The 13,542-nt window shown below is 55.3% G+C and carries 11 protein-coding genes; 10 read left to right on the plus strand and 1 reads right to left on the minus strand.

Annotated features, from left to right (window positions below; all coding sequences use genetic code 11):
• Window positions 1-7 precede the first annotated feature (7 nt).
• On the minus strand, window positions 8-1,243 hold the full coding sequence (locus tag D777_RS02645) for a hypothetical protein (protein WP_036128497.1): 1,236 nt from the start codon (window positions 1,241-1,243) through the stop codon (window positions 8-10).
• Between the two features lie 360 nt (window positions 1,244-1,603).
• Between D777_RS02645 and D777_RS02650 the strand changes: the two genes are divergently transcribed.
• The 10 genes from D777_RS02650 to D777_RS02695 are packed head-to-tail and all read left to right on the plus strand — an operon-like array spanning window position 1,604 to window position 13,500.
• Window positions 1,604-4,087 carry an HzsA-related protein gene (locus D777_RS02650; protein ID WP_227501643.1) on the plus strand — a complete coding sequence of 828 codons (2,484 nt, stop codon included), beginning with the start codon at window positions 1,604-1,606 and terminating at the stop codon, window positions 4,085-4,087.
• 4 nt (window positions 4,088-4,091) lie between these two features.
• A complete protein-coding gene (locus D777_RS02655) occupies window positions 4,092-4,859 on the plus strand; it encodes an SH3 domain-containing protein (RefSeq protein ID WP_227501644.1) in 768 nt (255 codons plus the stop codon).
• Window positions 4,829-5,461 (plus strand): outer membrane beta-barrel domain-containing protein, encoded by a 633-nt coding sequence (locus D777_RS02660; protein WP_036128499.1) that lies wholly within the window; start codon window positions 4,829-4,831, stop codon window positions 5,459-5,461. The genes D777_RS02655 and D777_RS02660 overlap by 31 nt, the downstream gene beginning before the upstream one ends.
• A 14-nt stretch (window positions 5,462-5,475) precedes the next feature.
• A complete protein-coding gene (locus D777_RS02665; RefSeq protein ID WP_036128501.1) occupies window positions 5,476-5,973 on the plus strand; it encodes a TlpA disulfide reductase family protein in 498 nt (165 codons plus the stop codon).
• A gap of 17 nt (window positions 5,974-5,990) precedes the next feature.
• Window positions 5,991-6,230, plus strand: coding sequence for a DUF4266 domain-containing protein (locus D777_RS18295; protein WP_081849472.1), 240 nt, complete (start codon window positions 5,991-5,993; stop codon window positions 6,228-6,230).
• Complete coding sequence (locus D777_RS02670; RefSeq protein WP_081849448.1) at window positions 6,160-7,374, plus strand: DUF3570 domain-containing protein; 1,215 nt, start codon at window positions 6,160-6,162, stop codon at window positions 7,372-7,374. The genes D777_RS18295 and D777_RS02670 overlap by 71 nt, the downstream gene beginning before the upstream one ends.
• Before the next feature lie 19 nt (window positions 7,375-7,393).
• Window positions 7,394-7,954: a hypothetical protein gene (locus D777_RS02675; RefSeq protein WP_036128504.1), complete on the plus strand. Its 561-nt coding sequence runs from the start codon at window positions 7,394-7,396 to the stop codon at window positions 7,952-7,954.
• Window positions 7,955-7,971: 17 nt separating this feature from the next.
• Window positions 7,972-12,588 carry a tetratricopeptide repeat protein gene (locus D777_RS18100; protein WP_227501687.1) on the plus strand — a complete coding sequence of 1,539 codons (4,617 nt, stop codon included), beginning with the start codon at window positions 7,972-7,974 and terminating at the stop codon, window positions 12,586-12,588.
• On the plus strand, window positions 12,575-13,171 hold the full coding sequence (locus D777_RS02690; RefSeq protein ID WP_227501645.1) for a tetratricopeptide repeat protein: 597 nt from the start codon (window positions 12,575-12,577) through the stop codon (window positions 13,169-13,171). Before D777_RS18100 ends, D777_RS02690 begins: the two co-directional genes overlap by 14 nt.
• Window positions 13,168-13,500, plus strand: coding sequence for a hypothetical protein (locus D777_RS02695; RefSeq protein WP_051668924.1), 333 nt, complete (start codon window positions 13,168-13,170; stop codon window positions 13,498-13,500). The genes D777_RS02690 and D777_RS02695 overlap by 4 nt, the downstream gene beginning before the upstream one ends.
• Window positions 13,501-13,542: the final 42 nt, after the last annotated feature.

Below are 13,542 nucleotides of genomic sequence, written 5' to 3' on the forward strand. Positions count from 1 at the left end.
GACTGTTTCACTCCCCCATGCAATAAACAGCGGATTCGGCAAAGACCTGTTTCAGGTCGAACCCATGGCTGCGAAAGCTATTCACCATACTGGTCAGTTGGGCCCGATCTGCGCTATTCGATGGCGAGCGAAGACAGACGTTTTTGAAAACCTTGGTTACCTGGCATTCTGCAAACGCCTCTGAATGGGCAAACTCCTGCCCCAAACTCTTGGCACCGGTTCCCGAGCCGGGCAAAGCCTGATCCCAGCCCAGGCTGCGATTGGCTCCTGATCGCCAATAGTTATCCCAATGGTCATCGGGTGTGACGTACCCGTACTCAAACGTTGTGGCATTGATATGGTACTTGGCTTGTACCCGGGTCCCGGTAGCGGGATCGATATCGTTTGTCGTGTTGTACACGAGTCGGCCAAGCGTTCCGTCAGGATCGGTATTGGGATCGTACTCGTAGTCGTAATAGGCGAAAGCCTGGGTCATGGGGTCCATGCCACTGTGGCAGCCCACACAGCTGTTGAGAAAAACACGGCTGTCTCCACCAGGACTTCGGGAGACATCCTGCCGGATACGATCTGGCGGTAGGGTGACATCGGCGACTTGCTCCAGGTCGTTACACATATGGTTGAGCAGCGTGAAACGGAACATGGCGCGATTGGTTCCCGCACTGAAAAAAGCTCTGGCGGCGGCTCTGGAAGTGATTACACCAGCGGTGGCAGGAGAGGGAAGGCCGTTGTAGGTGGATTGATTTACCCGAACCAGATTGTCCTTCAGGCTCATGCCGGCATTTTCCAGGGCTTCGTAATGATCGTTGTTGCTGGTGGAATAGCCGGGAAGCCCGAGCGAGGGATCGGCAATATACAGGACGTCGTCAAACAAGACCTTCCTGAAGTCCTCGCCATCTCTGACAAGGCCGATCACTGTCGCGCTGTAGTCATTCAAGGGTACGAACTTCGACATGGCCTCGTTGGTCCATGGTGCAACCATGTTCTTGAGAGTGACGTCGAAAAATGCGCTGTCTTCCATGGCGGTATAGGCTGCATTCAATGCAGAGCCCGACTGTATGTCAGAGGCCATGTCGTCCAGAACCACGGCTGAAGGTGGCACACCCGCGATACGGTCGTGTATTCGTTTGGCTTGTTCCCTGGGGCCGGCACCTGCAATTCCGACCTGACATGCGAAGATAGCGGCGAGGAGAGATGTGCAACCGCCCTTGATTGTCGGGCTCCAGGTCCTTCTCAGTTCACACATTTCCTTACCCTCGCTGATTGTTCGCTTTTGCACCTTAATGCATATTTGACATCTATTAAAAGTTTATGGGTTGTAATAATCTGCGTTTTGAGTTCTGGGCCACGTTATTACATTGTGTTACGCAAATGCCGTAGTGAGTGGCGCCGAAGCGGACTTAATTTATGTCATGGAACGTATGCAATCACAGGGTTTAGTGAATTGGGAATTAAGTCATTTCATCCGCATTTTCATAGGCTTGGCCGCGTGTTTCCGATTCTGGGAGCGGTGGTGCTAAGTACTGGCTGTCTTTCCAGCAGTGAGAGTCAGCAAGCCGACCCGGTGGTTGTCGAGAATCCGGTGATATTTATCAAGAGACCGTTGATGTTTGATGAAAACACCGGTGCTCTCGTTGAAGATAATCTTGCCGACCCCTCTGCATTTCGTCCCGGTGCCAGATTATTTCTGAAAAAAAGCGCATCTGCGGATTCGACAATCAAAGATATTTCCTCCTCAGCGTTCTCCGCTGCGCCGGCTAGTGGCTACGACGTCAAGGATCTGCATGTCTCGCACGACGGTCGTCGCGTCCTATTCGCTATGCGAGCGCCAGAAATTGAGGGTGCTGATGACGATGAACAGCCTACCTGGAACATCTGGGAATATGACCTCGACAGCGCCGCTCTGAGCCGGGTTATTGATTCGGATGTGATTGCGAAGGCTGGCCAGGATATTGCCCCGGCCTACCTTCCGGACGGGCGGATCGTGTTTTCTTCAACCCGCCAGAGAGCCTCGAAGGCCATTCTTCTTGATGAGGGAAAGCCGCAGTTCACGGCTCAGGATGAAGAGGGGGACTCGCCCGCGTTTGTTTTGCACGTTATGGATGATGATGGCGGAAACATTGAACAGATTACGTTCAATCAGAGCCATGATCTTGATCCGTTGGTTGCGGAGGATGGCAAGATCCTGTTCAGTCGTTGGGACAACGCTGGCCAGACCCGGAACAACGGCGTCAATCTGTACAGCGTTAATCCAGACGGTACGGAGCTGGGGTATCTTTATGGTCGCCATTCCCACGATACCTCGAGTGGCTCTCTGGTTGTGCATTATCTGAACCCGCAGAAAACCGATTCTGGCTCTGTGCTTGCGCAGCTTCGACCGTTCGAAAGTGCCGACTATGCCTCTTATCCCGTCGAAGTGTCCGTTGCCCAGTACGTGGAAGCCGATTTGCGGGTTGACGGCGCACCGGGCTCGGGCCAGAGAGCGCTGGTCACCGGCGCCGGGTTCGCTGGCGAGGTGTCCCTGAACGGTAGTTTTGGCGCGGTTTCTCCATTGCTTGATGGCACCGGGCGGTACCTGGTGAGTTGGACCCCTTGCCGGTTGAGGGAAACAGCAGGCAACCGAATCGTAAACTGCACGCAGGAGCGCTTGAACTCAGAGAATTATGAACCTGCGGAGCCGGTATACGGCCTCTGGCTTTTTGATATTGCCGCCGGAACTCAGCGCCCCGTCGTGGAGCCGGTGGAAGGCGAGCAGTTTGATGAGGCGGTGCTGATGAGAGAGCGGCCACTGGAAACGTTTATTCCGGAGTCGCAATTTCCGGGTGAAGAGGCCACGCTGGCTGATTCGGGATATGGCGTGTTGCATATCCGAAGCGTCTACGACGTTGATGGAACAGATACTGCGCCGGGGAGCATTGCTGCCACCGCAGATCCGGCCCAGACTGATCCAAATGACCGGCCCGCGCGTTTTCTGCGTCTTGAGAAACCGGTATCCATGCCTGATGACAGTGTCCGCGATTTTGATAACAGTGCCTTCGGCCGAAGCCGTGGGCAGTTGATGCGGGAAATCCTGGGTTATGTGCCGATAGAGCCGGATGGTTCGGTGAAAGTGGCGGTACCTGCCAATGTTGCCTTCGCCGTGAGCGTCCTCGATGCAAATGGTCAACGTCTGGGGGCCCGCCATCAGAACTGGCTGACGGTTCGACCGGGCGAAACCCTTGAGTGTAATGGATGCCACAACCCGAATAGCGGGATATCCCATGGACGCGCTGACGCCACCCCAGCTTCAGTTTGGCCAGGTGCGGCTACGACGGGGCTGCCTTTCCCTAACACGGAGTCGTCACTTTTTGCGGACATGGGGGAAACAATGGCTGAGGCATATGGGCGTATCAACCAGATCCGTAAACCCGCACCCAACGTGGTATACGCCGATGAATGGACGGACTCCGCTGTCGTACCCAAGGCTGACTCTTTCGATTTTTCCTACAGCGATCTGCAGACACAGGCACCGATCTCTACGTCCTGTTCTATCGAATGGGCAGCGAACTGCCGAATCGTCATCAACTACGAGCAGCACATTCATCCGCTGTGGGATCTTTCCAGGGAGGTCCGTGATAGCGACGGGGTAGTCGTGGCTGATTACACCTGCACCGGTTGCCATACTGATCGCGATGCTGCGGGCGCGCAACAGGTGCCGGTGGCTCAGTTGGACCTTACCGATGGACCGTCGCCCGATGAACCTGACCATCTCAAGGCCTATAGGGAGTTGCTGTTTCCGGACAACCAGCAGGAACTGAGCGGAGGGGCGCTGATTGATGTGTTGGTGGATTCCGGTGACGTGCTCAGGGATGACGAGGGGAACCCGATTCTGGATGCCAATGGTGACCCTCAGCCGATTTTTGAAACGGTACCCGTCAATGCGTCCATGTCAGTCAATGGTGCGGCAGCGTCCTCCGTATTCCTGAATGTTTTTCGTCGTGGGGGAACCCATGAAGGGTTCCTGTCCCCAGCGGAGTTGCGCCTGATCAGTGAATGGCTGGATATCGGGGCTCAATACTGGAATAACCCGTTCCTGGCACCGGAAAACTGATGTCGTGATAGGCCTCCACATCGTGCGAATTCTCGTTGTGATCTTCGGATTGTTGCCCGCATCGCTGATGGCTGGTGGATTCTGGAACAGTGGCGACACGACTGACCTCAGGGTCCGGATTGTTGAGCCCTATATTGAAGTGCGCACCGGTCCTGCGCCCGGCTATCCGGTCGTGCATGCAAGCGAAAAAGGCGAGTGGCTGACGATTCTCAAGCGCAGAACCCGATGGATACAGGTCCGCGATGATCGGGGCCGCGAAGGCTGGGTGAGCGTCGCAGCCATTGCCAAGACCGAGGACCCGACGGGCGCCACGGTCGATCTGAAGGTAAGGAATTTTGACGAGTTCGCGCGGCGGGATTTTGAAGCGGGTCTGCTGATGGGAGAGTTTGATGGCGCCCCGGTCACGTCCGTTTATGGTGGCTACTCGATGACGCGAAATCTTGCCGCAGAGCTATGGGCAAGTCACGTCCTTGGAAGTGCCTCCGAGATCCGAATGGTCAATGCCAATCTGGTGCATCAGCCGTTTCCTGAATGGCGGTTTTCACCATTTTTCACGTTAGGGATCGGGCATCTCTGGGTAGACCCGAAGGTTACCCTGGCGCAGCCTGAGGAACGTGATAACAGTGTGGGCCATGCCGGTCTGGGTATCAGAGCCTACATTACGGACCGTTATTTTATCCGCGCCGAACTGAAGGAATACAAAATCTTTACCACCCGCAAGACAAACGAAGAAGCGACAGAATGGAAAATCGGATTAAGTATCTTTTTCTGAGCCTGGCACTGGTGCTGGTGCCAACGCCTGGTGTGGCGGAGAGTCTGCAGCCAATGATCGAGCCAGATGTTTCGCCGGTGCCGGTAGACGAAGCTCTGATTGATACCGAGGATTTTGAAATTGGCATTTTTGCTGGCGTCCTCAGTATCGAGGACTTTGAGTCCTCATTGCTCTATGGCGCGAGACTGAGCTATCACCTCAGCGAAACCCTGTTTTTTGAACTGGATGCCGGGTTTGCTGAGGGGGGCCAAACCAGCTTCGAAAAACTGGCAGGTAATGTCCAGGTTTTGAGTGATAGCGAGCGGGAATACAGCTATTACAGCATCAACCTTGGCTACAACGTGCTGCCGGGTGAGGCGTTTTTCAGTGAGAACTACGCGTTCAATACCAACTTTTATCTGATTGGCGGTGCTGGCGCTACGGAGTTTGCGGGTGATACCCGCTTCACCATCAATGTCGGCGCGGGTTATCAGATACTGTTGACGGACAGCGTTGCCATCCACCTCGGTCTGCGTCAGCACTATTTCCGCATGGACGCGTTGGGTGCCGAGAAAACCTCAATCAATACCGAAGTGAGCACAGCGCTCTCGGTGTTTTTCTAGTTGTAGGAGTCACTATGAAGACCGCATTTAAGTCCTTGCTGGCAGCCTTCCTGTTGGCCTGTGGTGCAGGTGCAAGCCAGGCTGAGACACTTGATGTTGCTGCACCGGATTTCACCCTCAAGAGCAGGAGTGGAGAGAACCTGAGGCTTGAGGACCATCGTGGACAAGTCGTTATGCTCAATTTCTGGGCATCCTGGTGCGGCCCCTGTCGTCAGGAAATGCCCTTGATGAATGACATATACGGCCAATACAAGGATCTCGGTTTTACGATCCTGGCTGTGAATGTTGATGAAAACCGGGAGGAAGCCCTGCGGTTCCTTGAATCGGTACCGGTGAACTATCCGATTCTCTACGATCCTGAAAGCCAGGTCAGTGAGCTGTACCAAGTTCAGGCCATGCCTACTACCGTCATGATCGATCGGAACGGCCAGGCCCGCTACATCCATTATGGTTTTAAGCCGGGCTACGAAGACGATTATGAGCAGCAGATTCGGGAACTTATTCGTGAGTGATTTTTTCGGGTGATGATATGGCCAGTCCGTTTTCTTTTATCGGGCCGCTGTTGATTGCGGTTTTGACAGTTTCAAGCGCCGGGTGCACTTCGATAAAACCCTGGGTAAAGCCCTATGAGCGAGATCGTTTGGCGGATCCGGTGATGAGCCTGAGCCGACATGGGAAGGCGGATGTCTATATGCACCATGTCTACCAAGCCAGGGAATCAGCCAGAGGCGCTGAGGGTGGTTCAGGGGGCGGCTGTGGCTGTAACTGATTTTCGTCCGGTCGGTGCCTTTCTGATCCTGGCACTTTTACCGTTTGCCGCTCCAGTTGCGGAATCGGCCACTCTTCCGGCAGATAACGTTGATGTTCTCTATCATCGATATGACGGCGGAGGAATGGTTATCGATGGCCCCTCCGTGCTCGTACGCAAGAGCGCGGGATCGCAGGTATCCCTGACTGGACAGTACTATGTTGATTCCGTGTCTGCGGCATCTGTTGATGTACTGGCTACGGCCAGTCCGTACCAGGAGGAAAGAACCGAGTATTCGGTGGGGCTCGACTACCTCTACGACCAGTCCACGATGAGTCTTGGTTTTACCAACAGCTCCGAAAACGATTTTGAATCCGACACCGTGTTTTTCTCTGTTACGCAGGAGTTCTTTGGTGGTATGTCCACATTGAAAATGGGATTTGCCAGTGGTTGGGACGAAGTGGGCAAAGTCGGAAACCCATCGTTCGAAGAAGATGTGGACCGACGTAATTACCAGCTGGGCCTGAGTCAGGTCCTCACACGTAACAGCCTGCTGGGAATTGATCTGGAGGTAGTGACTGATGAAGGGTATCTGCAGAACCCCTATCGTCAGAATCGCTACCTGAATCCGAACGACACGACCTCGTTCCTTTACCAGCCAGAGCGTTACCCGGAAACCCGGACCAGCACTGCTGTCGCTGCCCGCGCACTGTATCACCTGCCATATCGAGCGTCGCTGAGGGGAGAGTACCGCTTCTTTACCGACAGTTGGGGTATTGATGCCCATACCGTTGAGTTTGCCTACGTTCACGCATTGGATGCGCGCTGGACACTTGAAGGTTCGGTTCGCTACTACACGCAAAACGCCGCTGACTTCTACAGCGATCTTTACGCCTTTGAGAACTCTCAAACGCATCTGGGCAGAGATAAGGAGCTCAGTACCCTCTCCGGTACGACTCTGGGCACTGGTGCCGTGTATGAATGGAAACAGACGAGTCTTCCGGGTATAGATCGGCTCCAGTTCAGTCTGCTCTTGAGCTGGCTGAGTTTTGACTATGACGATTTCAGGGATGTGACTGCCGGGGACAATTTCCTTCCCGGCGAGGAACCGCTTTACTCCTTTGATGCCTGGGTGACGAGGGCATCAGTGATACTTGACTACTGAGTCCGTGGGAATACTGAACATGACTATTTTCTCTCCAATCAGATTAACGGCCCGGATGGTGCTCATCATAGCCGCAGGCCTCTGGCTTGGATCGGTGCTTCCTGCGACAGCAGCGCCGGAAGGCGAGGCCAAGGATCAGGCGGTCGCAGAGCAGGTGGAAGCGCTAAAAAAGAAAATCATCCGACTCAACCGTGACCTGTTTATCCTCGAAGAGGATCTGTTATTTCCAGCCAGTACTCAGTTTGCCGTATTTGTGAGCGTGGACGCGGGGGAATTTCTCAAGCTCGATGCAGTGAAACTCAAGGTCGATGGCCGGGTCGTCGCATCCTACCTCTACACCGAACGTCAGGTTAGGGCCCTGGAGCGCGGCGGAATGCAGCGCCTGTACATGGATAACCTGAAAACGGGCTCCCATGAGGTGACCGCTTTTGTTGAGGGAATCGGGCCGGATAACCGGGCCTACAAACAGGCCGCAACGCTGGCCTTTGATAAGGGAACGGGGACCACTGCCCTGGAAATCCGTGTGAAGGATCGGTCGTCAGATTACCAACCCGAAGTCACCATCGTGGAGTGGGAGTAATCCTGATCGTGGGACGGATGCGTCGTTTACCATTCTGGCTATTGCTCATGATGGCCCTCAACAGCCTGTCCCTGGTGGCGGTATCAGCATCGGCCAAGGCTGCGTCGGCCGCACCCGGGCAAGTGCACCCGGAACGCCCTTTGGACCTCCGTTATGGGGAGGTTCTCTACAACTACTACCAGGGGCAATCCTTCGAGGCACTGACGTTGCTGTCAGTTGCCGAGCAGCAAGGGGGCGTACGAAACCACGGTGACTACCCTGAACTGGTTAAAGGCGGACTGCTGCTCACCTACGGCATGACCCGAGAGGCTGAGAAACTCTTTACTGATCTTCTGGGCGAAGACGGTGACGGGCGGTTATTGCCGCCTGAGGTTCGCAACCATGCTTGGTTCTACCTGGGCAAGGTGTTTTTCTTGCGTGGCAAAACAGACGAAGCATTCGCAAACCTTGCTCGGGTCGATGGGGCAAATCTCAAGCAGACAGATCCTGCGTTATTCTCCGAATGGCAATACCTTCGGGCTCGCCTGGCGATGTCCGCTCCCCGATTGGGTGGTCACGAGGAGGCCGTTCGGATTCGGGCGCGAATGAACCCGACAACCCTGTGGCAGGCCTATCTGGATTATAACCTGTCGGTGTCGCTCATCGAGGACCGGCAATGGTCGAAAGCGATTCCCGCGCTCGAAAGCCTCTGCGCACGACTTGCGGATTTCTCAGAAACCCCTGATGGGATAGGCACCGAGCAAGAGGGACTTTTGGGACAGGCCAGGCTGACACTGGCACGAGCCTACCTGAACGAGGAACGCCTCGATCAGTCCCTGAAGATATTGGACGCCATGCCTGAAGACGGGATGTTTTTTGATCGGGCGCTGTTTGATTACGCCGTCGCAGCCTCGGGGCAAGGAGACATGGAAAAGGCGTTTCAGGCTCTGGACCGGCTGACTGACATTCGGAACCCTGGTGCTACCTGGGCTCAACCGGTTCCCTATGCGCGTGGGCAGGTCCTTGAGAATCTGGGCAGGCCCGTTGAGGCCTTGTCGGCATTTCGGGCTGCCGCTGAGCAGTATGAGCTTGAACAGGTGCGGTTGAAAGAGAGCCGCGCCGGATTTAGCGAATCGGCTTTGATGTCGAAGCTTGATGTTGAGTCCGATGGCGCCGGCTATGTCACCGATGCCTATGGACATCTGACCGTGCTCCCCCGGGATAGCGGTTTCTCAGATCTTTTGGCAACGGAGCCCTTCCAGCAGGCATTGTCTGAGTTGCAGGAGTTCTATCGATTACAGGCGTTGCTTGCAACATGGCAGCGTCAATTGGGCTCCTTCGATACCATGCTCGAAACCCGCGAAATTCAACGCGAGGAACGGATTCAGGAAACCCGGGCGGCCATGATCGAACAACGGGCAGAGGAGTGGTTAACACTGCACCAGCGCTATCGAGAGCAGATCGATCACGCTCTCGATAACGAGGATTATGCGTTTTTCCTCAGCAACGAACAGAAGCAGCTCAAATCGTCGCTGGAGCAGATCGCCGCCACATTGGAACATTTACCGATCGACGAGCGAACCCGGGCTCAGCGTCAACAGTATCGCCGAATGAAAGCGTATTTCGATTGGTCGATCGTGAATGATTATGGCATCAATCGGTGGGAGGTCCAGAAGCAGCAGGGTCAATTGGACCGAGCCATGGAAGTCTTTAATGAGCGGCGAGTGAAGCTTGATGAGCTGGTTGTTGGCGACGGGCAGCTTGGCGATCTGTCGAGGCGTGTCGAGCAGAAAAAGGATGAACTCACGGCGATCCGTCTGGAGCTTGATGAGGCGGTTGCGGACGCGCGTGAACGCTTAATGAGTCGCGTCGACTCAGCGCTGGCAGAGCGCCAGGCTGAACTTCAGGACTATCTGCGCGCCTCTCGTCACGCTCAGGCTCGTCTGGCTGACCGGCTTTACGAGGAAGACAAGAGTGACGCCTCGCTGGACCTTGTCGTGATGAGTTACGCAAGCCTGCTACCGCTGGTTAACGATCCTCGTAAGCGGATACAAATCCGTCACCGTCTCGCGGATTTGGAGTTCACCAGGGCCGAGCGTGTTCTGGCGGAAACGGCGGTGGATGAGCTGTCTACCGTCATAGGGTCTTATCAGAGGCTGCTGAAGGAATATCCGAATCGGAGTGCCAACGATCGGATTCATTATCAGATGGCCAGGGCTTGGGAACTCCGTGGAGAGGTCAACAAGCAGTTGCAGTCGCTTGACGCGTTGGTGGAAAGATATCCGGATTCCGATTATTGGATCGAGGCCCAGTTCCGGCGAGGGGATTTGTTGTTTTCGAATGGGCAATATGCCGCCGCCCAGCAGGCTTTTGATGACGTTGTCATTGCGAGTCAGGCCCAGGGGGCTGACGAATCATTCCTCGTCAACGCGCATTACATGAAGGGCTGGAGTCAGTTCAAACAAACCCGGTATCAACAGGCGTTATACAGTTATCTGGAAGTCCTTGATCTCGTTTTGCCGGAGGGGAAAACCCCGCAAGGTGCTGATCAGATTCAACAAACTCTCATTGAGGACCTGTTCCGGGTTGTGGGCCTGTCACTGTCATATCTGGATGGGGCAAAAACGCTGCAGGACTTGTTTGCCACTACGGGCAGCAGGCCTTATGAAACGCTCATTTATGATCGTTACAGCAAGCTGCTTGTTGAAAGAGAGCAGTATTCCGATGCGATTGATGTATATGCTGCCTACATCGAGACTCACCCCGAAAGCCCCTGGGCACCCCGATATCATATCAAGATGATACAGACGTTGGAGTTGGCTGGTTTCACGAGCACGATCGAACAACTCAAAGCCGACTTCATCCTGGATTACGGTCTCGGCGGCAGTTATCGGCTTTCAGCAGACGTTAAAACTCTGGAATACGTGGACCAGCAGCTAGAGCGCCTGTTGCCCGAACTGGCAGACCAACACTACCTGATGGCCTCAACGTCCGACAGTGATTCTGCCCGCAGCAGCCATTACCGACAGGCCGCGAACTACTACGCCGAGTTTGCATCGACGTTCCCGAACCATCCGAGAGCGCCAGAACGGCTTTTCCTGCTCGGGGAGTCCTATCTGGCTCTTGAGGAGTGGGCGCCAGCGATTGAAGCATTCGAACGAGTGGCCTACGACTTTTCCTATGATGGAGCTGGTGCCGCTCGGGCCGCTGAGGCCGGTTACGCGTCCGTATTGGCTTATCGGGATTACGCCCGCACATGGAATGCCAAGCCGCAAGGCCAGCTTGAATCTCACCGTGAATTTCAGCAACTGAACCGTTTGCGGTTTGCCAACGCCTTCCCCTCCGATAGCCGTGCACCGGGCGTGTTCTATGCCGCACTTCAGTATGAATACGAGAACGGAGAGTGGGAGGAAACCGTCAGTATGACGGCGCGGTTGCTTACCTGGCGTCCGCAGGCCCCGTCCTCACTGATTACCGAGGCGGTTTTGCTTTCGGGCCACAGCCTTTCGGAGCTCGGGCGGCATGAAGAAGCCGAGCAGGCTTATCGGGATGCCCTGGCACTCATGGGTGAAAGCGATGCGCGTCGGAAGGATACTCGTGAGAATCTGGCGGCATCCATCTATCGACAAGCCGAGGCATTGGCTGACGACGAGCAGATCGATCCGGCGGTGACCCAATACCTGAGGATCGGCAAAGTGGTCCCGGAGTCGGCCCTGCGGGCGAACGCAGAGTACGATGCCGCTTCGTTACTGATTGGCGCCGGTCTCTGGGAACGTGCCATTGGCGTGTTGAACGGATACCGTTCTGCCTTCCCGGAGCACCCATTGGCCAACACGGTGCCCGCCAAGCTGGCGCTTGCCTACCGAGAGACCGAACAATGGAGCAAAGCCGGCGACGAGCTCAACCGCATGGTTGATCTCGCCAACACCCCGGAAGAGCAGCGTGAGAACCTGCTAATTGCAGCCGAGTTGTACGATCGCGCGGGCGACACCGGCAAGGCAATCACGGCATGGCGCCGTTACGCGAACACATACCCGGAACCTGGAGATCAGTACATGGAGTCGGCTGATCGGCTGGCCAGCCTGTACCATGCCTCGGGCGACCTGGAACGGCGGAATTACTGGCTCAATAGGCAAATGGCGTATGTGGACAGCCACCCGTCGTCTTCCGATGACCGCATGCGTTGGCTGGCGGCCTCCGCTTCAGCTCTCTTGGCGCGGGAGGCGTTACAACGGTATGACCGTATTCGACTGACCCTTCCTTTGACCAAGAGCATGGTGGCCAAAACCGACGCCCTTGAGTCAGCCGTCAAAGCTTTCCAGAGGACGGCTGGCTATGGGGTGTCCGCGTATTCAACAGAAGCCGGGTATCAGATTGCCCGTATTTATGGCCGGCTCGGAGCTGACCTCATGGATTCGGAACGTCCTGAGGGGCTGACTCAATTGGAATTGGAGCAATACGAGATTCTGCTTGAAGAGCAGGCTTATCCGTTTGAAGACAATGCCATTGATATCCATGAACAGAACATCCGGCATGCCAGGGACGGGATCTATGACCAATGGGTCAAGCGCAGCTATGAGTCCCTGCAGCGTTTGCTGCCGGGACGTTACAACAAGACGGAAGTGAGCGTCGGGGTAGTGAATGATCTGGATTAGAACATACTCGATGACTTACCTGTTCTTGGCCATGCTTGCCATGTTGGCAGGTTGTGCCAGTGGACCCCGGCAGCCTGGAGAGGTAGCCGAGAGTGTGGCCCACCAGCAGGCTGAAGAGGCCCTGCTTGAGGAAAGATTTCAGCAAGCGGTTGCACTGATGGAATCGGGTGAGGCGGACGCGGCAGAATCGCGTTTTGTTCAGTTGGTCAAAGACTATCCGGGGCACACGGGGCCTCTGGTAAATCTGGGTATCCTGGCTTTTCAGAATGGCGACTTTGAAAACGCCACCGCCTATTTTAAGAGCGCGCTGGATTTGGATTCCGGTCATCCGGTGGCTCTCAACCAACTCGGCGTGATTGCCCGAATGCAGGGGAATTTTGACGCTGCGGAACAGAACTACCGTGAGGCCCTGAGGGTTGAACCTGACTATCTTCCCGCGATGCTCAATCTGGCGTTCCTGCTGGATATCTACCTCGGGCGTCCCGCCGAAGCGCTCGCGCTTTATGAACGATACCAGTCGCTGGCTGAAGAGCCTGATCCCAGAATCGAGGACTGGATTTTCGATACCAGGAACCGCTTATGACCCATCGAGTGCAGCGCAGTGCGCCATGCAGGCTGCTGATACCGATCATAATCCTGCTGATCGCTGGCCAGACCGGTTATGCCTCGGAGCCGGAGGTCGTTACGATCGAAGGCATAAAAGTCCGTGGTGATCAGGAAATGCCAACCGTGATGTACCTGGTGCCTTGGCAGGAACCAGTCGTTGATGGACTGGACGCGACCGATGAACGACTGATGATGGAGCCCGGTCACGAGGGGCTGGATCGCTATGAATTTCAGAGACGGGTTCGTTACCACCAGGTTTTCCGGGAGCAGGCAGAAAGAACAAGCCAGGGACAGAGCCGGGATTGAGAGCCAGATCACACAGTCACTGTGTCTGAGTGCAAGTTAAAA

The organism is Marinobacter nitratireducens (assembly GCF_000708045.1).
In the GTDB taxonomy this organism is placed as follows: domain Bacteria; phylum Pseudomonadota; class Gammaproteobacteria; order Pseudomonadales; family Oleiphilaceae; genus Marinobacter; species Marinobacter nitratireducens.